17 protein-coding genes and 1 pseudogene are annotated in these 19,086 nt (G+C 60.8%); 15 read left to right on the top strand and 3 right to left on the bottom strand.

All coding sequences use genetic code 11. From position 1 onward, the window contains the following. Positions 1-6: 6 nt before the first annotated feature. The 9 genes from OZ411_RS21770 (at position 7) to OZ411_RS21730 (ending at position 9,564) form a co-directional block, all read left to right on the top strand. Positions 7-834, top strand: coding sequence for a LysR substrate-binding domain-containing protein (locus tag OZ411_RS21770; protein WP_282529606.1), 828 nt, complete (start codon positions 7-9; stop codon positions 832-834). Between the two features lie 33 nt (positions 835-867). Then, the gene (locus OZ411_RS21765; protein ID WP_130577227.1) at positions 868-2,019 is read left to right on the top strand and encodes a transporter substrate-binding domain-containing protein; all 1,152 of its coding nucleotides are present in this window, start codon (positions 868-870) and stop codon (positions 2,017-2,019) included. A 14-nt stretch (positions 2,020-2,033) separates the two neighbouring features. After that, positions 2,034-2,624, top strand: coding sequence for an ANTAR domain-containing protein (locus OZ411_RS21760; protein ID WP_028161838.1), 591 nt, complete (start codon positions 2,034-2,036; stop codon positions 2,622-2,624). A gap of 342 nt (positions 2,625-2,966) precedes the next feature. Next, positions 2,967-4,217, top strand: coding sequence for a transporter substrate-binding domain-containing protein (locus OZ411_RS21755; RefSeq protein WP_282529605.1), 1,251 nt, complete (start codon positions 2,967-2,969; stop codon positions 4,215-4,217). 78 nt (positions 4,218-4,295) lie between these two features. After that, the gene (gene urtB / locus OZ411_RS21750; RefSeq protein WP_130577225.1) at positions 4,296-5,189 is read left to right on the top strand and encodes an urea ABC transporter permease subunit UrtB; all 894 of its coding nucleotides are present in this window, start codon (positions 4,296-4,298) and stop codon (positions 5,187-5,189) included. A 5-nt stretch (positions 5,190-5,194) separates the two neighbouring features. Then, entirely contained in the window at positions 5,195-6,352 is a 1,158-nt protein-coding gene (gene urtC, locus OZ411_RS21745; RefSeq protein ID WP_282529604.1) for an urea ABC transporter permease subunit UrtC, read from the top strand. Between the two features lie 2 nt (positions 6,353-6,354). Further along, a complete protein-coding gene (urtD, locus tag OZ411_RS21740; protein ID WP_282529603.1) occupies positions 6,355-7,104 on the top strand; it encodes an urea ABC transporter ATP-binding protein UrtD in 750 nt (249 codons plus the stop codon). Then, the gene (gene urtE / locus OZ411_RS21735; protein ID WP_282529602.1) at positions 7,101-7,799 is read left to right on the top strand and encodes an urea ABC transporter ATP-binding subunit UrtE; all 699 of its coding nucleotides are present in this window, start codon (positions 7,101-7,103) and stop codon (positions 7,797-7,799) included. Before urtD ends, urtE begins: the two co-directional genes overlap by 4 nt. A 22-nt stretch (positions 7,800-7,821) precedes the next feature. After that, positions 7,822-9,564, top strand: coding sequence for a nitrilase-related carbon-nitrogen hydrolase (locus OZ411_RS21730; RefSeq protein ID WP_282529601.1), 1,743 nt, complete (start codon positions 7,822-7,824; stop codon positions 9,562-9,564). A 574-nt stretch (positions 9,565-10,138) separates the two neighbouring features. Here the strand turns inward: OZ411_RS21730 and OZ411_RS21725 are convergent. Both OZ411_RS21725 and OZ411_RS21720 read right to left on the bottom strand, forming a co-directional pair. After that, the gene (locus OZ411_RS21725) at positions 10,139-10,816 is read right to left on the bottom strand and encodes an Arm DNA-binding domain-containing protein (protein WP_282529600.1); all 678 of its coding nucleotides are present in this window, start codon (positions 10,814-10,816) and stop codon (positions 10,139-10,141) included. Positions 10,817-11,183: 367 nt separating this feature from the next. After that, positions 11,184-11,465 (bottom strand): annotated as a pseudogene (locus OZ411_RS21720) (septal ring lytic transglycosylase RlpA family protein); the annotation flags it as partial. A 913-nt stretch (positions 11,466-12,378) separates the two neighbouring features. Here OZ411_RS21720 and OZ411_RS21715 point away from each other — a divergent pair. The 4 genes from OZ411_RS21715 (at position 12,379) to OZ411_RS21700 (ending at position 15,355) form a co-directional block, all read left to right on the top strand. Beyond that, on the top strand, positions 12,379-12,654 hold the full coding sequence (locus OZ411_RS21715; RefSeq protein WP_282529634.1) for a hypothetical protein: 276 nt from the start codon (positions 12,379-12,381) through the stop codon (positions 12,652-12,654). A gap of 367 nt (positions 12,655-13,021) precedes the next feature. Beyond that, the gene (locus tag OZ411_RS21710) at positions 13,022-13,240 is read left to right on the top strand and encodes an SAM domain-containing protein (protein ID WP_282529599.1); all 219 of its coding nucleotides are present in this window, start codon (positions 13,022-13,024) and stop codon (positions 13,238-13,240) included. Positions 13,241-13,316: 76 nt separating this feature from the next. Then, complete coding sequence (locus tag OZ411_RS21705; protein WP_282529598.1) at positions 13,317-13,625, top strand: DUF1330 domain-containing protein; 309 nt, start codon at positions 13,317-13,319, stop codon at positions 13,623-13,625. Between the two features lie 548 nt (positions 13,626-14,173). Beyond that, positions 14,174-15,355 (top strand): vanadium-dependent haloperoxidase, encoded by a 1,182-nt coding sequence (locus OZ411_RS21700; protein ID WP_282529597.1) that lies wholly within the window; start codon positions 14,174-14,176, stop codon positions 15,353-15,355. A gap of 532 nt (positions 15,356-15,887) precedes the next feature. On the opposite strand, the gene OZ411_RS21695 is transcribed toward OZ411_RS21700, so the two are convergent. Beyond that, the gene (locus OZ411_RS21695) at positions 15,888-17,267 is read right to left on the bottom strand and encodes an amidase (protein WP_282529596.1); all 1,380 of its coding nucleotides are present in this window, start codon (positions 17,265-17,267) and stop codon (positions 15,888-15,890) included. Between the two features lie 95 nt (positions 17,268-17,362). On the opposite strand from OZ411_RS21695, the gene OZ411_RS21690 reads away from it, so the two are divergent. After that, positions 17,363-18,190, top strand: a complete 828-nt coding sequence (locus OZ411_RS21690; protein ID WP_130579877.1) for an FCD domain-containing protein — start codon at positions 17,363-17,365, stop codon at positions 18,188-18,190. Beyond that, entirely contained in the window at positions 18,187-19,086 is a 900-nt protein-coding gene (gene urtB / locus OZ411_RS21685) for an urea ABC transporter permease subunit UrtB (RefSeq protein WP_282529595.1), read from the top strand. Before OZ411_RS21690 ends, urtB (OZ411_RS21685) begins: the two co-directional genes overlap by 4 nt.

Here is a 19,086-nt window from a genome sequence, read left to right as displayed (position 1 = left end):
ATCATCTTGCGCGACATCGCCGGACTGGCCGATGCGCAGTCGCTGGTGAATGGACGCGTCCGGATCGGTGCTCCGGAAGGCCTCGGGGCCGGATATCTCGGCAGGAAGCTCTTCCTGCTGTCTGCCGCGCATCCCGAGCTCGAAATCGAACTGGTCGCCTTGCCGCGGACCTATTCGTTGGCGGCGCGCGAGGTCGATATTTCGATCACGCTCGACCGGCCGGTGACGGGGCAGGTCACGGCGCAGAAGCTGACTGACTACACGCTCGATCTCTATGGTTCGGATATCTACTTCCAGCGGATGGGTCGTCCGAGGTCGCTGCAGGATCTCAGGAAACACGTCTTCGTCGGGTACATCCCCGAGCTTCTCTTCACCCAGCAGTTGAACTTCCTTGACTTGGGTGACGGTGTGGAAGTCGTTCCGACGATCCGCACCAGCAGCGTGATCGCGCAGGTCGACGCGGTGGTCAGCGGCGCGGCGATCGGCGTTCTGCCGCGTTATATTGCACGCGAGCGACCGGGGTTGAAGCTCTGCTCGGAGACAAGTTCCAGGCAACGCGCAGCTACTGGATGTCTGTCCACGACGATACCCGTCAACTTCGCCGTGTCCGCGTGGTGCTCGAGGCGGTTGCGGCAGCGGTCCGCGCAGATCGCAGGTCCTTCTTGCGCTGAATTGGACGCCCCCGCATTTCGCGCGGAAACTCGCGTTCGTTTATGGCCGAAGTTTTTACGGTTGCTGCATTGCAACGAGTCCCGGCCTCTGACATACTTTGTATGCGGCTCGCATGGTCGAGGTCGCCCTGAACGCGAACAGTGTGGTTCTCGGCCTCTGTAGAAGGGGGCGGGGACCATTTTTTTTGGGTGAACGCTGATGGATTCAGAGACTTGGCGCGTCGGTATCTTGTTTTCCGAGACCGGAGTGACCGGAGCGATCGAGCGCACGCAGCGGGCGGCTACGCTTCTCGCGATCGAAGAAATCAACGCGGCTGGCGGCGTATGCGGACGTCCCATTGAGCCCGTAGCCTACGATCCGGCCTCCACGCCATCTCGATATCGCGAGCTGACGGTGAAGCTCCTGGATGAGGACCGTGTGCGCGTGATCTTCGGCGGGCATATGTCGAGTACCCGCAAGGCGATGTTGCCGGTCGTCGAGGCGCGAGGCGCGTTGATGTTCTATCCGACGCTCTACGAGGGCTTCGAGTATTCGCGCCACTGCATCTTTACCGGTGCAGCTCCAAATCAGAACTCAGTTCAGCTGGTCGACTATCTCACGAAGAACTACGGAGGCCGCGTGTTTCTGGTGGGATCTAACTATGTCTATCCCTATGAGTCGAACAGGATCATTGCGGATCTCTTCGCGGGGGCCGGTGGTCATGCTGTCGACGAAATGTATGTGCCGCTCAGCTTGACCGATGGCCACATCGCAAAGATCCTCGACAGGGTCCGCACGATGAAGCCCGATGTTATTTACTCTACGATTGTCGGCGCAGGCATCGTGCCATTCTATACTGCCTTCAAAGACGCCGGGTTTGACGGCCGCCAGCTTCCGATCGCCAGTCAATCGACCAGCGAAGCTGATGTCGTTCTGATGCGGCCCGATGTTGCTGAAGGCCATGTCACAGCCGCGCCATTCTTTCAGACCATCGATACGCCGGCCGCCAGCGCGTTCGTTGATGCCTACCATAAGCGGGTAGGGAAGGACTGGCCGATGACGGCGCCCGCCGAAGCGGCTTACTTCTCGGTTCACCTCTTCGCGGCAGCACTGGAGCGGAGCCGCAGCGACCATCTCGAAGAGCTGCTGCGGTCGCTCTGGGAAGTGGAGTATGACGCGCCGCAGGGACCGGTCCGGATCGATGCCAACACCAACCACACGCATCTGTGGCCGCGCGTTGCGCGCGTTGATGCCACTGGAAATTACCGCGTCGTGCATGATGCCGGAGTGAGGGTGCCACCCGACCCGTTCATGCTGGAGGTCCGCTTCAAGCATGAACCGGGAAGTGCATGGGCATTGTCCTACTGAGCGAGGCCAAATCCATGTCCGTCGCTCTTCTCAAGGATCTTCGTGACCTCGACGTTGCCGTGATCCACCCATTCGACGCCGACGGCGAACGGCTTGTCGAGCATCTGCGCCGTATCGGTTGCATGGCGAACCTGCTGTGGCCGGTACCTTCGTCCGTGCCCAAGGAATGCGACGTGGTCTTTCTCTCGATGGAAGACGAGGCTCGCGAGGAGATCGGGCAACTGCTGAAGTCGATGCCGAATCCGCCGCCGACCATCCTTGCCATTGTGAGCTATGAGAATCCGTCGATGCTGCAGATGGTGCTCGAGAGCGGCGCATTGTCGGTGATCGAGCGTCCGATCAAGCCGTTTGGCGTGCTCACGAATCTCGCGATCGCCCGCAATCTCTGGCTGCAACGGCAACGTCTCTTGAAAGAGGCGCGCAAGTACAAGAGGAAGGTTCTGGGCGATCAGAAAATTGCGCGCGCAAAGGCGATCCTGATGGCGGCGAACAATTTGAACGAGCAGGACGCCTACGCAAAGCTGCGCCAAGAGGCGATGGCGCAGCGTCTTCCGATCGACGAGATTGCAAATTCAGTCATCAATTCCGAAATCCTCTTGCGTTAGATAAAAAACGATGCTTGTATTTTCCGACATCTGAAACAGATGTTCCTGGCGCATCCCCTCAACCATTGAGGCCATGTTCTAGGTGTGTGGCGTGTAGCACACGCGACACTGCGGCGATGGAGCCCGCTCAATCCTCTGAACAGAGGAGAGTGCGGGTTTTTTGTTGCCTGCTGACAAGGCCGTCAGCCCATTCATTTCGGGATGATCGTCAAGTCGACATGTTGTTCGACCGATGGCGCTCGCCTTGAGCTCGGCAGGTGTTGGCTTGAATTTGCCGGCGCCGGACGAAGGGAGATGGATGTTTTTCCGCTTTCATCGACTTTTGGAAACAGGGGAAGTTCTATGAACGTAAGTCGTCGTCACCTTCTGAAAGCGGCCGCGCTGGGTTCGGCCAGCCTCGCCGCACCACACATTGTGAGCCGTGCTTTTGCGGCCGAGCCGATCAAGGTCGGCGCGCTCTACTCGCAGACGGGAAATCTGGCAGTGGCGGAGAAGCTGCTCGCCAATGGCGTGTCGATGGCCGTCGCCGAAATCAATGCTACGGGCGGCATCCTGGGCCGTCCCGTCGAGGTCGTCGTTGAGGATGGGGCGTCCGATCCGAAGACATTCTCGGAGAAGGCCTCCAAGCTGATCGTCAAGGACAAGATCATGACCGTCTTTGGCTGCCACACCTCCGCGAGCCGCAAGGCTGTACTGCCGATCTTCGAGAAGCGCGGTGCGATGCTGTTCTATCAAACCCACTACGAAGGGTTCGAGTGCTCGCGCAACGTGATTTACTCCGGCGCCGTGCCGAACCATCAGCTCGCGAACTATATTCCCTGGATCGTGAAGACTCTCGGAAAGAAGAAGTTCTTCATCGTTGGTTCGAACTACATTTACCCACGCGAGATGGCGAAAGTTTCCAAGAAGCTGATCGAGGCCGCTGGCGCCCAATGGGTGGCCGACGAGTATCTCGAGCTCGGCCATTCCGAGTGGGCGGTCATGGTGAAGAAGATCAAGGAGTCGGGCGCTGATGTCGTCTTGTCCAATGTCGTCGGTGACTCCATCATCGCATTCTATCGAGAGTTCAAGAACCAGGGCATCTCGCAGGCCGACATCCCGATTTGCGCAACTGTGACGTCGGAAATCGAGATCGCCGCCATGGGCGCGGATTACGCGGCCGGTAGCTATACCTCGTTCCCATATTTCATGTCGCTCGACATGCCCGGCAACAAGAGCTTCATCGAGCGCTTCCGTAAATTCGTCAACGATCCTAAGCAGGTCACTTATCATTCGCTGGAGGCCGCCTATTTCCAGGTCTTCCTGTGGAAGCAGGCGGTGGAGAAGAGCAAGGATCTCGGCGCAGAGGGGATCCGGACCGGCATCGCAGGTCAGAGCTACGAGGCGCCCGGCGGTAAGGTGACGATCGACGCCGACAATCTGCATTGCTGGCTGACGCCGCGCATCGGTCAGTGGCAGGCGGACGGCCAGGGCAAGGTGGTCGATGCCTATCCGCACCCGATCAAGCCGCTTCCGTATTTCGCCTATGGCGAAACCGAATCCAATCTCTTCTGCACCTCGAAGGGCCTCGATACGGCGAAGCTGAAGACCTGAGCTCATCACTCAGCCCGTGAGACGATCTTCGGCTCACGGGCTATGACAGCGACAGGCGCTGGATTTGCGGTACGCTTCATGATTGACGTTCTTTTCATCGGCCTCAGCTTGAGCTCGATTCTGCTGCTGGTCGCACTCGGCCTTGCGATCACCTACGGTGCCATGGGCGTCATCAACATGGCGCATGGCGAGATCGTGATGGCAGGGGCCTACGTGGCGGTGCTCTCGGGGATATGGCTGAAGACCAGCTTCTATGTGGCCTTACCACTGGCCTTTCTCGCCGCTGCAGCCCTTGGCTGGATCATCGAACGTCTGGTGGTGAGCCGTCTCTACGGGCGGCTTCTCGACACCCTGCTCGCGACGTGGGGAGTCTCCATGCTGATTCAGCAGGCGATCCGGCTCGAGTTCGGCTTGACATTCCTGGGAATCCACATCGCTGGCCTGGGAACTGGCCTGCAGAATGTCGCCGTGCCTGCCGAACTTCAGGGGGTGGTCAACATCGCCGGCGTCGAACTCAATGCCTACCGTGGCTTCATCGTGCTCGTGACCGTGGTGCTCACCGCGCTGACCTGGTTCATCATGTACTGGACGTCGCTCGGAATGAAGGTCCGCGCGATCATTCGCAACCCGAAAATGGCGGCCGCTTGCGGTATCGACGTCAGGAAGGTCAATGCGCTCACCTTCGCTTATGGCTCGGGACTAGCCGGTGTTGCCGGCGTCATGATGTCAGGCTTCAAGGGGGTCTCGCCTGATCTCGGTTCGAGCATGGTGGTCGACGGCTTCATGGTTGTAGTCACCGGCGGCCTCGGTAGCCTGATCGGTACCATCATGGCATCCGGACTTCTGGGAGAAACCAATGCGCTCGTCGCAGTCGCGACCAACGACATCCTGGCGCGCGCCGTGATCTTCGCGGCCGTGATTCTCGTCATCGTCTTGAAGCCCGAAGGGCTGTTCTCGTTCAAACGTCGCTGAGCTCCATGACTCTCGATCGCAGGCTGACACTTTGCGCTTACGCGCTGTTCATCGTCGCAATCTTTGCGGTGCCGCTGTTCGTCGACGAATTTGGGCTGAACCGGATCGCCAAGTTTCTCGTCTATGGCATGCTCGGCATCGCGATCGCGCTGTCCTGGGGCTACGCGGGTATCCTCAATCTCGGGCAGGGGCTTTTCTTCGGGCTCGGCGCCTACATGCTCGCCATGTCGCTGAAACTGGCGAGCCCAACCAGCCTACAACAGGGTGCGGACAAGCCGGTGCCGGACTTCATGCTCTGGAATGCCGAGCCGGGTGCGCCGACCGACCTGTGTTGCATCAACAAGGCATCATTTCTCTGGCTGCCGTTCCAGCACCAGAGCGTCGGTCTCGTCATGGGAATTGCGCTGCCGGTGATCGTGGCGGCTTTGCTGGGCATCATTGTATTTCGCAAGCGGATCGAAGGGCCGTTTGTCTCGATCATCACGCTGGCCCTGGTGCTGCTCGTTCGCCTCGTGCTGGTCGATGCGCAGCCGGTCACGGGTGGATTCAACGGGCTGACGGACCTCGCCTCGCTCGAGATCTTCGGCTTCGAGTTCGACCCTTACAGCAAGGGCACGTACTGGCTGGCCGCGGGTATCTTGACCCTGACCCTGGTGGCGACGCGCCTGATCGTCGAGACCCGGGCCGGTCTGGTGTTGCAGGCGGCACGGGACGACCAGCGGCGCGTTCGCTATCTCGGTTTCGACGTCTCGCTCTACCAGACGTTCTTCTTTTGCGTGGCGGCGGCGATCTCGGGCGTGGCGGGCATGCTCTATGTGATCGTCGCGCAGTTTGCCTCGCCGACCTTCATGGATCTTGCCTTCTCCGTGACGATGGTGGTCTGGGCGGCCGTCGGCGGCCGCGCTTCCATCCTGGGCGCGTGCGTTGGAGCGATTCTGATCAACATGATGGAGGCCGGCATCAGCGAAACGGAGGCGCTGGTCGGAGCCTGGAAAGCGATCATAGGACTGGTCTTCGTGCTGACCGTCCTGTTCCTTCCTCGGGGCCTCGGTGGGCTCTTGCATGACCTGATCGGGCGGTTTGCTTCGGTCGGGCGTGACAAGCCGCGTGTTGCTCATGTCCCGATGTCCAGCGCGGCCGTCACGGAAACCAAGGAGGCTTGAGAATGTCGGCGGTCGCGATCACGATCGACGGGCTCGGCGTGAACTTCGGCGGCTTCAAGGCAGTCGACAACGTCTCGCTCACCGTCGATGACGGAGAGCTTCGCGTTCTGCTCGGTGCGAACGGTGCCGGGAAGACCACCTTGATGGATCTGGTGAGCGGAAAGACACCAAGCACGGAAGGACGCGTCTGGATCTATGACACCGAGATCACGAACTGGCCCGAACATCTGATCGCCCGTGCAGGCGTGGGCCGCAAGTTTCAGATCCCGAGCGTGTTTCGCGACCTGACCGTGAAGCAGAACCTGCAGGTCGCGAGCTGCCGGCGGACCGGAGTGATCGCAAATCTCGGCTTCGGCCATCCGGCGACCGCGCGCGAGAAGGTCGATCGTGCGGTCGAGCTGATCGGGCTCCGTGAACAGATCAATACGACTGCAGCCGATCTCAGCCATGGGCAGACCCAATGGCTCGAGCTCGGAATCCTGATGGTTCAGAACCCCAAAGTGATCCTGCTGGACGAGCCGACGGCCGGCATGACGCAAGCGGAAACCATGAGAACCGCAGAGATCATCAACGGCATGAAAGGGCAGCAGACGATGCTCGTGGTCGAGCACGATATGGGCTTCGTGCGCGAGATTGCGCAGCGGATCACGGTTCTCCATCTCGGCCGCGTCCTGGCCGAGGGCGGGATCTCGGAGATCGAGGCGAACCCGAAGGTCCGCGCAGCCTATCTCGGGTCAAAGGGGTTGTCGTGACGCTCCAGCTCTCCAATATCGACAGCTTTTACGGCCGCAGCCACGTCCTTCACGGTTTGTCGCTCACAGTTCCGGCAGGGCAGGTGACGAGCGTCGTGGGCCGGAACGGGACCGGCAAGACGACACTCCTGAAAACGATCATGGCGCTCACGGATCACGCCGACGGGCGCATCGTCCTCAATGGCGAGGATCTGTCGGCCAAGCCGACGCATTTGAGGGCTGCCGCCGGGATCGCATACGTGCCGCAGGGGCGCGAGATCATCGCCGACTTCACGATCCGGGAAAACATCCTGATGGGCTGCTTTGCCCGCCGCGATGGCAAGCGCGTTTTGCCGGATTTCATCGGAGAGCTGTTTCCTTACCTCACCGAGAATCTCGATCGGCCAGGCGGCTTGCTGTCCGGCGGACAGCAGCAGCAGCTCGCGATCGCACGCGCGCTCGCGGCCGACCCGAAGGTGTTGCTGCTCGACGAGCCGAATGAGGGCATCCAGCCGTCGATCGTCGAGGATATCGAGCGCATCATTGTTCGGCTCAATCGCGAGATGGGGCTGACCGTCGTCCTCGTCGAGCAGAACATCGAATTCGTTCGCTTCGCGTCCCACGGTTTCGCGATGCTCGAGAAGGGGCAGATCGTTGCGTCTGGCCCGATCTCCACTCTCACCGACACGCTCGTTCACGAGCACATGGCCGTCTGACGGCGCCTTCCGGAGTACATCAATGACGACATCCACGAGCTACCGCGCCGCAACGGTTCAATTCGAGCCGACCATGTACGAGAAGGAGCGCAATCTCGCGCGTCTGATCAAGCTCTGCACCGAGGCCGCAGCCGAGGGCGCGCGCCTGATCGTCACTCCCGAGATGGGGACGACGGGGTACTGCTGGTATGATCGCGACGAGGTCAAGCCGTTCGTCGAGACCGTTCCGGGCCCGTCGACGGACCGCTTCCAGCGGATTTGCGAGCAGCATAATTGCTACATCGTGCTCGGGATGCCCGAGGTCGATCCTGCGACCGAGCTCTACTACAATACAGCCGTCCTCATCGGACCGAACGGGATCGTCGGTCGGCATCGCAAATCGCATCCCTATATCGCCGAGCCCAAATGGGCGGCGAACGGCGACGTCGCGCATCAGGTCTTCAAGACCGAACTCGGTCGGATCGGAATGCTGGTCTGCATGGACCTGCACTTTTTCGAAACCGCACGCATCGAGGCGGTCGCGGGCGCCGACGTGATCTGCCACATCTCGAACTGGCTGCAGGAGCGCACGCCTGCGCCTTACTGGATCAACCGGGCATTCGAGAATTCCTGCTACGTGATCGAGGCGAACCGTTGGGGATTGGAGCGCACCGTGCAGTTCTCGGGCGGCAGCTGCATCATCGAGCCGGACGGCCGCGTGGCGGCGTCGATCGATGCCGGGGACGGCATCGCTTATGCAGAAATCGATCTGAGCAGGTCACGCAAACGCGAGGTGCTCGGCGAGAAAGTGTTTGAGAAACGGCGCCCGGAACTCTACCCCGAACTGATGACCAACAGTTTCACCTGGAATCCGGGCGACTTTTTCAAGCTCTACGGCTACCAGCCGATTCCGAAGGGGAAGCTGTCGCGGCTGGCGGTCGTGCAATTTTCGCCAGCCGACGATGTCGCTGCAAATCTGGCGACCATCGAGCATCGCGCCCGCGAGCTTGTCGGGACTGCCAAGCCCGACATGGTCGTCTTTCCCGAGCTGTCATTGACCGGCTTGACCGATCCGGCAGCGCACGCCGAGGAACTGGAGGGGCCCGCCGTCAAGGCGTTGACCAGGCTCGCCATGAAGCTGCGGACGTATATCGTTGCCGGTCTTGCCGAGCGCGATGGCAATTGCATTTACAATACGGCCGTCCTCGCGGGGCCCGAGGGCCTCGTCGGGAGCTATCGCAAGATTCACCTCGGCAATGCGGATGCAGGCTGGGCGACAGCGGGCGACAGATGGAAGGTCTTCGATCTTGCCATGGGCCGGGTCGGCATCGCCATCGGGCACGACGCGCTCTATCCCGAGGCCATCCGCTCGTTGGCGCTGCGCGGATGCGATATCGTCGCTTGCCCGTCGGCGATCGCGGGCGTCTTCACGGGATCGCATACAGGGACTGCCATCCCGCACAACTATCCGATCCCGAAAGGCGCCGATCCCTATCATTGGCACGCCTTCCGTACGCGCGGTGGCGAGAACAACGTTTATCTGGCGTTCGCAAACGTGTTCGATCCCCCGCGCGGCTTCCTGGGGGCGAGTGCCGTCTTTGGTCCGGACAATTTCGTCTTCCCGCGGCAGGAAACCGCCATCCTCGATCAGGAGGAGGGCGCCGTCACCACCATCGATACGAGCAATCTCGATACGCCATATCCAACCAACATCGTGCGGCGCAAGGATCTCGTCGTGATGCGTTTGCCGCACCACTACTTGCCCCTGGTGACATGGCATCAGTAGCAGAGCGGAAATGACCTGGCGTCGCGTGGTCATAGACACCGCAAAGCATCGATTCCCTACAGACGCAAACGGCCATCGCCATCTCCCGCGCTGCCGACATAGTGCTGTTGTCCGAGTAGCAGCATAAGGAGCAGGCAACGAATTAGGTGAAACGACCGTTGTCAAAGCGGGGCGGAAATGCGCGACGCCAAAAAACCAACGGCTTAGAAGATGTTCATTGCGTTCGGGGCGCAGTGGTCGCCCTCAGTACGTATTCGCCGAGGCTTTCGCTCAGCAGCCTCGAGCCTTCAAGCGCGGATCTGGTCGAGCATAAGCCGGACGTGCTGGCAGACGAACACCGTTTTTCAGCCGTAGCTCAATTGGTGGTTTTGTTCCACGACGATCGAAAATGCTTTATCTTTCAACGGAGATTGACTGACACTCTCTCGGTCACATCGACCTCATGCAACAAGCTTCGTATCTGCCGCTCGATCAAGCGCAGGAATCGGATGTTGCGAGTCCACGATTTGAGCTTGCCAGCGGACGGCGCGAGGCGGAGGTACATCGCGCACGAACGGCGGCTTTTGGCGGACTATCAAGTCGCCACCTCGCGAGTTAGGCTGAGCTTGAAGACGCGCGTCACGTCGCGCGGTTCGGTGACGCCGGGACGTGGCGTCGAAATGTTGGCAATCATCTGCCCATTCAGGTTGCGGAATGGATTGTAGCCGTCGCCTTCGACATCGGCATAGTCACAGATTTGCTCGCCGATGCTGCGCACGCGGTCGCGGGTTTCCCGCTTTCCCTCGGCTTCGTATGAACGCATGAAAGCGAGCACGTCCGGACGCTTGATATTCTGCCTGCACAGCTTGCCGAAGCGATCCTTGACGTAGCCGACGCGGAGCTCAAGCACCTCGATGGTCTTGGGGTCGCGCACCGCGACGATCCTGCCGCGTTTGACTTTCTCCACCTTCTTCTTTGCGAGCCACTCGTCAGCCCATTTCTCGAAAGGCCGGGCTGCCGCCTGCCTGTGCTTGTCGAGCTGCTTCTCGTTGCTCGGGTCTTTACCTTCCTTGAGCAGGTCTTTGGCCTTGTCGCGCTCTCGCCGCGCGTCGGCGAGCGAGAAGGTGCCATCCTTGCCGTTGCCGTAAGGGCCGATGGAGTAGGTTTTCTGGCGGCCGTGGAAGCGGTAGCCCATCCGCCAGAGTTTGGAAGCGGCGTTGCCCGGCGTGCTCTGGTCCGGCGTGACGAAGAGATAGAGACCGCCGCCGGTCACGTCGGAAATCTTGGCGGGGCTCCACGCGCCATTGTCGAATCTCGGTTGGGGCGGCGCGACAGTCGACGTCAGTCCTGATCTCTTTGGGATTGATAGACGCGCCATCGTTCTTGCCGGCCATCTGCTGCATTCCCTTCATTCGGAATAGCGAAAGTCGCCGTGAACGTTTGTTCTCCCATTACCAACACGATACCAACAAAAATACCAACAAATCGGGCGGCTGGGATCGGATGAGAACAAACGGTGACGAACACCGATGTACGCAGAAAGGCCTATTTTTCCAGGGCTTCCGAGCACTGCGCGGACGGTTGCGGACGCTTGGGAACGGGCTTGAACAGCCTAGTTGGTGCCCCTGGCCGGAACAAGTCTAGAATACCTCAGCACGAACTTGGGCCACGCCACGATCCGTAATCCCCAAGCTGCGCGCGGCGCCGAGCGAAAGGTCGAGGACGCGGCCACGAACACTCGGTCCGCGGTCGGTGATACGGACGACTACCGACCTGTTGCTCTCAAGGTCGGTGACGCGAACTCGCGTGCCGAACGGCAGGCTGCGGTGGGCTGCGGTCAGTAAGCTCCGGTTGAACGAAGAGCCGCTCGCTGTCTTTCCTGTCCGATACGAATAGTAGGAGGCCTTTCCGGAAAATACTCGGTTGGAAGAACGAGTCGCTGAGCGATCTTCCGAACCACGTGTCGGCTCTGCTCCGACCGGAGGTTGCGTTTGCGAATCCTGTTTAGACTGGTCGCGTGCCTCGGGTACCGGCTCTGCGTGTGCCTTTGGAATGATGGACCATCTCTCATCGAAGTTCTGTGCTGCAGCAGGGTCCGTGTGTATCCCCATCCAAGCCGGGACCGCCGCAATCGCGACCATTCTGAAAATGAGACGCATGATCGGCCTCACAACAAATGGAAAACAAATAGACAATGCAAACTCATGAGGCAGGGTTCCTGCACATGCAGAAATTCCCGCGTCAGCAAAAGATGAGTAAATTCTGACACTTTCGGGCTATGACGTAAGGCAATGCTTAGGCGCACCGCAGCAAGAAACGCGCCATTTCGCTCGGTATGCTTTGTCGAGAGTTTGTTGCTTTTCACCCGACAAGAAGACAGTCGTCTCGATGCAGCGCATCGCACTTACAAAGGAGAGGAGGCAGATGTGGAGCAAACTACTGCGGCGCAGCGCGACATCCTAGAAAGGGCGGCCACTGTTACGCATTCCTCTTGGCCCGCTGTACGCGCGATATTTGCTATTGGCCCGAATGCGAAGTCCGCGCGGGATCGGAAATCGTCTGCTCATCGGGGGTAGATCGGAAGTGACTGGTCGACCTTCCAATCGGCGCTTTTGACCCGGAGCAGAACTCAGGGTCTTTGTACCATTGCAACCAAATGCAGCTCGTTTGGTGCTGGCCTACATTGCACCAGAATCGCGGAACTCCAAACCGTCGGGCGAGTTACAGAACCGCCGAGAGGATTGAACGATGAGCGGCAATCTAGTCGAGTTCGCAGTAGCACGCGGATTTCTGTTCACCGCGCTCGTCCTTCAGTACTTGAATAGAGAGGCGACAATGAAAACACCCCTTCTTCTTGCTGGCGCACTAATCATCGGATGCGCCGCCCCAGCACTGGCTGATGAGTACTACGTCGTACAAGGACCCAGCCGTCACTGCACGATTACCACCACGCGCCCGGCGGACAAGGAAGTCGTGACGCAGATCGGTCCAATGGCCTTCACGAGCCGCGTGGAAGCTGAAGACCGCATCAAGCAGACCAAAGTCTGCGATGACGGCACTGTTGGTAGCACTGGCGGCTCTAGCAGCACGACCGTTATTAAAGAGAAGTAGTCGACGGCCTCATTCCTGATCGAATTCTGGCGATGCCGAGTCGCGCCCACTCCTGTCGGCGCGACTTTTTTGTTTGCAGACCACCTTGTTGAAGCCCTCTTTCAGGCCGTTTGATCGGCTCCCGCAGGGGGCTGGAAAGGTGGGTTGAGTGTGGCCTCTTGGCCCATTGCGACAGATTTGATCTGTCGCGATGTGGTCCGCTCTCAGAGGCAAAGCGGACTCGATTCGTTCGCCGCAAGTATTACGGCTTTTGACCCTGACCGGACATGAGGCCTCTTCCTTGAGGCTACAATAGGCTCGCGCGTGTGCTAGAGTTGAAGTCCTCCCGGTCCAGAACGGATAGCGCTGAGCCCGTAGAGGTGCCGCGATGCAGCAGATTCCGAACTGGCTTCAGAAGCTTGGTCTCGGGCAATACGCGCAACGCCTTGCCGAGAATGACATCACCTTTGATATTTTGCCTGATCTGATCGATCAAGACCTTGAAAAGATTGGCGTCGCGTCGCTCGGTCATCGCCGTCAGCTACTGCTCGCGATCGTTTCAAGGACGGCGATATCCTCAACAAGGGCGACCTCTTGTTTGAGTTGAATTTTGGAGTGGCCCTGCTGGTTCCGGATAAAGTGGGGCAGAGGTAAGGAGGACAACATGCCGAAGGGATGACAACATGCCGAAGGGATATTGGGTTGGGCGCGTCGATGTCATTAAGCCGGAAGGGTACCAGGCCTACGGCGTCGTCCTCCAGGAGGTGCTTCGCAAATACGGCGCGAAATTTCTGGTGCGCGGCGGCACATTCGAGGCGGTGGAAGGCAAGGCGCGCGGCCGCAACATAGTGCTTGAGTTCAAGGACTATGCGACCGCGCTCGCCTGCTACCGGTCGCCCGAATATGCCAAGGCGAAGGCATTGCGCGCGGGCGCCGTAGACATCGACATCATCGTAATCGAAGGCTACGACGGGCCGCAGCCGACGGACTGATCGCCTCTCCCGCGCGCCCTTTCGGCGTTGGCCCACGCCGAGGGGCGCCACCCACCTGAGTGAGGCCACCCTGGTTGGCAGGCTGATGTCGGCTGATGCCCAGGCCGCGGGGCCTGTGAGCGCGGACCCGCGACCACTCGACGTTCAAGCGCCGCGCCTTCGAAGTCCGAGAGGTCTGCGCGAGCAACAGCGAGAAAATTCCCATCGCTCCACACCCGACGAATGGCGATGAGGCGCGGTACACCAACAAGATCGGTTCCGATTCAGGGGGCCTGCCGCACGACGAACGCGGCGAAGTCGAACAAGCGGCATGGCAGGCCCTCTACACTGCTTGTCAGTCGGGCGATCCCGCTGATTTCGAGAAAATCCCGCTCGGCGGCACTCGCAAACTGGTCAATCCCGTAGGCACACAGGCGGTCAGTCTCTGCGGCATAAACCCTACTCAGATTGGGATACCGCCGGCACCAGCCCTCGCAAGTGCGGAGCGCGGCGGCGAGGCGGTCGAAGTATATTGGCAATCCCTGCTTCGTGATGTTCCGCTTACCGAGTTGCGCGACGACACCTCCAATCACGACGTGCTTGCAGCAACCGAGGAACTCAACAAGCTTGCCGATTCCCGGGGGCCGAAGTCTGGTGGGCGGGTCACGCCCAGTACGCTGTTCCGTGCCAATGCGCTTTATTTCGATCCGGCTGACCCGAAGGGCCGCTCCGTCACGCCTCCAGGCGTTTTGGACGGCCCGCCGATCTCGCAATTCCTGCTCCGGGACGTACCGTATGCCGCACAGTGGATCAGTGCTCAAATTCGCACCGCGCTGCCCGCCAACGAATTCCTGACCGAATACGAGGAGTGGCTGGCGATCCAGAACGGCGCCGCACCGAAGCGCGAGCTGCAGTTCGACACGACACCGCGATATATAACGACAGGAAGAGATCTCGCGGAGTATATCCACACAGGTCCTGCACTTGGGTGGGCGGCAGCACTGATCCTTGCAACCCCCGGCGGTGGAGCGGATCAGCGGTACTCCGGGATGTATCCACCGGCAGAGGCCGTGTCCCACCCATCGAACCTGTATCGGAAATCGAAAACCCAGAGCCCTGCCGGTGCCACCTTCGGCTTGGCCTATGTGCAGGCACTACTCGCCACGGGGATCAGTAACTCCGTCCGCGCAGCCTACTGGCAGAAATATTTCGTGCACAGGGCTGTGCGACCGGAAGCCTACGGCGCTCTGGCGCACCATCGCCTTGCCAATGGCGTGAGCGACTACCCGTTGCACGAGAGCTTCCTGAAATCGGAAGCCCTCGATCGCAGCAAAGCCAAATACGGCACCTATCTTTTGTCACAAACCTATCCGGAGGCCGCGCCCCTTCACTCCACCTATCCGGGCGGTGCCACGAGCGTTGGTGCCGTTACGGCTACCATATTGAAGGCGTTTTTCGACGAGAGCCGCGTCATCGCCAACCCAGTGCAGCCCGATCTGGCTGACCCGACGAGGCTCGTGCCCTATAGCGGCCCGCCGCTCACGGTTGGTGGAGAGTTGAACAAGCTCGCGGTGAATTTCGGTTTCGGACGGAATTGGGCGGGCATCCACTGGCGATCCGACGCTTCCGCCTCAATGGCGATCGGCGAGGAAGTGGCTATCGGCATGCTGCGGGACGAGCGCACCACCCTCCGCGAACCCTTCGACGGTTTCTCCTTCACGCGCTTCGACGGCAGCCGCGTGACAATCTGACAGCAGCCGGGCGACACCCCTGGCGTGAGGCGCGCCCGGTCATGTGCAGAGGAGCGGAAGCGTCGTGCCCGACAGGCTATTGATGGAAGCTGAGGGCGGCGCCTGCTCGATCCGCAAACTTCCAATGACCGGAATCGGCGCTACTCCGCCGATCCCTCCGGCAGCCGCACACCGCGCGCAGCGGCTTCGCGCCGGCATGAGCGTTTCAGACCCTACGATCCGTGAGTGATCCGATAGCGCGCCATGTCTACAGGATGATCGAACGTGGCGAGCACTTCCGCTTATGGCCCCTTCGCTGACTGGATCAGCAAAGTCGCGTTCAGGTGTGCCTCCGGCTCGGCGACCTTGCGACTGACCGTCGCGAGCACGGTGAAAATGAGTGCTGTTTCCGAAGTTGGGATGATGAACCGCTGTATTTCCCGAAATGGCGATACCTCGACGATATCGGCTCCATATACGAAATCGCTGATCGTGTCATGGCACGCCACGCTGGAGTCGGAACGTGCGCCGACGAGTGCCGGCCGGCATCGCGCTAGCGCGGCAGTTTCAGGCGGCCAAGTGCCTGCTCCAATGCATAGCTTGCCCGCAGCACCAGCGCGTCGGCGCGTGGTCCAGCTATGATTTGAAGGCCGATCGGCAGCCCCGCCGATGTCAGCCCGCATGGCACGCTGGCTGCTGGCAGACCGGCCTGGTTGACCCACGATGTCAGCGTCGGAAACGGCGGATTAGCCGGATCGAGGCTGGCGATCTCGGGCGCGCTGATATTCATGACCGGCGCAAGCAACAGGTCGTAGCGCTCGAAGAAGATGTTGATGCGACTGGCGAGGTCGCCGCGGGCGACAACAGCATCCACAAAGGCTCCCGCCGGCAGCTTCTCGCCCATCTGAACGAGCGCCTGCATTGACGGATCGAGTTGGCTGACGCGCTCGCTTAGCTTTCGTCCAAGCCGGGCCGAAAACGAGAACCAATGCACGCGGTGCACGTCGGCACATGCTGGAATTTCCGCCGGATGATCGGCCTCGATCTGCGCGCCCAGGCTTTCGGCGACCTTGAAGGCCGCGCGAACGGAGGCGGCGATCTCCGGCTCGATATCGACGCCCATGCCGAGATCATCGCTGACCGCCACGCGCAAGCCGTCGATTCCCCGATCGATGTCCGCAGTATAGTCGGCGCTGTCATAGGGCAGAGCATACCAGTCGTGCGGATCTGGACGTGACATGATGTCGAGCATCGCTGCGGCATCACGCACCGACCGAGTCATTGGTCCGATATGGCTCACCGTCGGAAAGGCACCTCGCGGATGATGCGGCACGCGGCCGAAGCTCGGCTTCAGACCGTAGATCCCACTCCACGCAGCCGGCACACGGATCGAACCGCCGCCGTCGGTGCCTACGGCAAGAGGACCGATGCCCGAGGCGACCGCCGCCGCCGCGCCGCCGCTTGAGCCGCCTGGGCTGTGCGCAGGATTCCAGGGATTGCGGGTGATCCTGGTCAGCGGACTGTCGGTCACAATCTTGTGGGCGTAGTCCGGCAGCGTCGTCTTTCCGAAGATCACCGCGCCGGCCTCGCGTAGCCGCGCCACGCACGGGCTATCGGGGCCTCGCGTATCTGACTCGGCAATGGCAAGCGAGCCGAAGCGGGTCGGCCAGCCATGTGCGTAGACGTTGTCCTTGATCGATACCGGCACGCCATCGAGCCCGCCAAGCGGCGCACCGGCGCGCCAGCGCTTCTCGGATTCACGCGCGGCTGCGAGCGCGGCATCGCGGCCAATGACGATGAAGGCGTTGAGCGTCGTCTGAGTCGCCTCCGCTCTTTCGAGCACGGCTGAGATTGCTTCAACCGGTGAAAGCTCCCGCTTGCGAAAGCGCGCGACGAGTTCGGTGGCGTCGAGGTTCAGGATCTCAGGCTGCATAGGCGCTCCTCCGCTTGACATATCATTATTTTCCTATTTATCATAATAAATATAGTCAACCGAAATGCGGACCGGTAGAAGCGAGGCGACAAGACGTGGCAAGGAAGGCATCGACGGCGCGCTCGCCGGCAAATGACGCGGTGAGGGCGCCGAAGCGCGGAGACCTCGTGGTCGAGGAGATCAAGCGCTGGATCGTGACGCGCCAGCTCAAGCCCGGCGACCGGCTGCCCAAGGAAGCCGAGCTGCAGGACCTGTTCTCGGTCAGCAAGGGCACGGTGCGCGAAGCGCTCAAATCACTGGAGGTGCAGGGCTTCATCTCGGTCAGCACGGGACCGTCCGGCGGCGCCACCGTGGTCGAGGTGCCGCTCGAGCGCACCTTCCAGCTCGTGCAGAACTATCTCTTCTTCAAGGAAGTCGATGTCCGCGACATCTACACGGTTCGCAAGATGCTGGAGCCTGAGCTCGCCGCGGGTGCCGTCCCGCATCTGACGAAGCGCGATTTCGAGGCCATGGAGGCGAGTATCGACACCTGCGCGCCGACACCAGCCTCGGTCGACGATGCGCTGCGCATGCGCCAGGAGGACCTGCACTTCCACGACATCCTTGCGGAAGCCAATCCGAACCCGTTCCTTCGTTTCTTCTGCCAGATGGTGAATCAGACGCTCCGGCGCCTGGTCGTGTTCGGTGCGAATCCGCTGCAATCCCACAATACGGAGCTCGGGCGCACCAACGTGCTGGCCCATCGGGAATTGCTTGCGGCTGCGCGCAAGCGCGATGTCGAGAAGGTGCGGCGGTTGATGCTCGCCCATATCGAGGAAGCCGAGACGCATGTGTTCAGGATGCACGGCACCATGAGCAGCCGCCTGGTGCTGGATTCGGAAATGCGGGTCAACATCACGCCTCGTCTGGCGCGCAAGCCATGAGTGGCGCCGTCGTCGTTGTCCTCAACGCGCTCACGCTGATCAGCATCCTGGCGCTGGTCGCGATCGGGCTTGCCATCGTGTTCGGCATGATGGACGTGATGAATCTCGCTCATGGCGAGTTTGTCACCATCGGCGCCTATACTCTGTCTTTCGTGCAGGCGGCGCGCTGGATGCTGCCGCCGGAAACGGCCTATTGGGTTGCGCTGGTGCTGGCGCCGCTGATCGGAGCGCTGGTCGGCCTTATCATTGAATGGGCCGTGATCCGCCGGCTCTATCATCGGCCGCTCGACACGATTCTCGCCACGTTCGGCATCAGCCTGATCCTGCAGAAGCTCATTGAGCTGAGCTTTGGCGCGCTGCCGCAGGTCGTCGTCGCGCCGGTCTCCGGCATGGTCGACCTGTTCGGCGCGCATTATCCGGCCTATCGCTTCCTGATCATTGCACTGGGCGGGTTGGTGATCGCGGCAACGCTCGCCGCGTTCCGCTGGACCCAATTCGGCGTCGACCTGCGCGCAGTCATCCAGAACCGTGCGATGGCGGAATCGCTCGGCATCGATGCCAAGCGGCTCACCCGCATCGCCTTTGCCGGAGGTTCTGCGCTGGCCTCGCTCGCCGGCGTGCTGCTGGCGCCACTCGCCTCTGTCGAGACCCATCTCGGCACCTTCTATATAGGCAAGGCCTTCTTCGTCGTGATCCTCGGCGGCATCGGCTCGGTGCTCGGGAGTGTCGCCGGCAGCGTGCTGGTCGGCGGCGCGGAGACGCTTCTCAACTATGAGCTCGATCCTTCGCTGGCGTCCGCGCTGGTGCTTGCGCTTGCCATCGTGCTGGTACGCCTGCGGCCGAGAGGCATCGTGCCGGGCTACAGCGCCGCTCACGAGCTCCTGGGCAAGGGTTGA

Source organism: Bradyrhizobium sp. Arg237L (genome assembly GCF_029990105.1).
Classification (GTDB): Bacteria; Pseudomonadota; Alphaproteobacteria; order Rhizobiales; family Xanthobacteraceae; genus Bradyrhizobium.
This window is presented reverse-complemented; position numbering and strand designations above follow the sequence as displayed.

Bases quoted from the DNA above. Each gene is read 5' to 3' on its own strand.
- OZ411_RS21760 (WP_028161838.1), top strand. From the start codon at position 2,034: ATGTCCGTCGCTCTTCTCAAGGATCTTCGTGACCTCGACGTTGCCGTG.
- OZ411_RS21755 (WP_282529605.1), top strand. From the start codon at position 2,967: ATGAACGTAAGTCGTCGTCACCTTCTGAAAGCGGCCGCGCTGGGTTCG.
- urtB (WP_130577225.1), top strand. From the start codon at position 4,296: ATGATTGACGTTCTTTTCATCGGCCTCAGCTTGAGCTCGATTCTGCTG.
- urtC (WP_282529604.1), top strand. From the start codon at position 5,195: ATGACTCTCGATCGCAGGCTGACACTTTGCGCTTACGCGCTGTTCATC.
- urtD (WP_282529603.1), top strand. From the start codon at position 6,355: ATGTCGGCGGTCGCGATCACGATCGACGGGCTCGGCGTGAACTTCGGC.
- OZ411_RS21730 (WP_282529601.1), top strand. From the start codon at position 7,822: ATGACGACATCCACGAGCTACCGCGCCGCAACGGTTCAATTCGAGCCG.
- OZ411_RS21715 (WP_282529634.1), top strand. From the start codon at position 12,379: ATGAAAACACCCCTTCTTCTTGCTGGCGCACTAATCATCGGATGCGCC.
- OZ411_RS21710 (WP_282529599.1), top strand. From the start codon at position 13,022: ATGCAGCAGATTCCGAACTGGCTTCAGAAGCTTGGTCTCGGGCAATAC.
- OZ411_RS21705 (WP_282529598.1), top strand. From the start codon at position 13,317: ATGCCGAAGGGATATTGGGTTGGGCGCGTCGATGTCATTAAGCCGGAA.
- OZ411_RS21695 (WP_282529596.1), bottom strand. From the start codon at position 17,267: ATGCAGCCTGAGATCCTGAACCTCGACGCCACCGAACTCGTCGCGCGC.
- urtB (WP_282529595.1), top strand. From the start codon at position 18,187: ATGAGTGGCGCCGTCGTCGTTGTCCTCAACGCGCTCACGCTGATCAGC.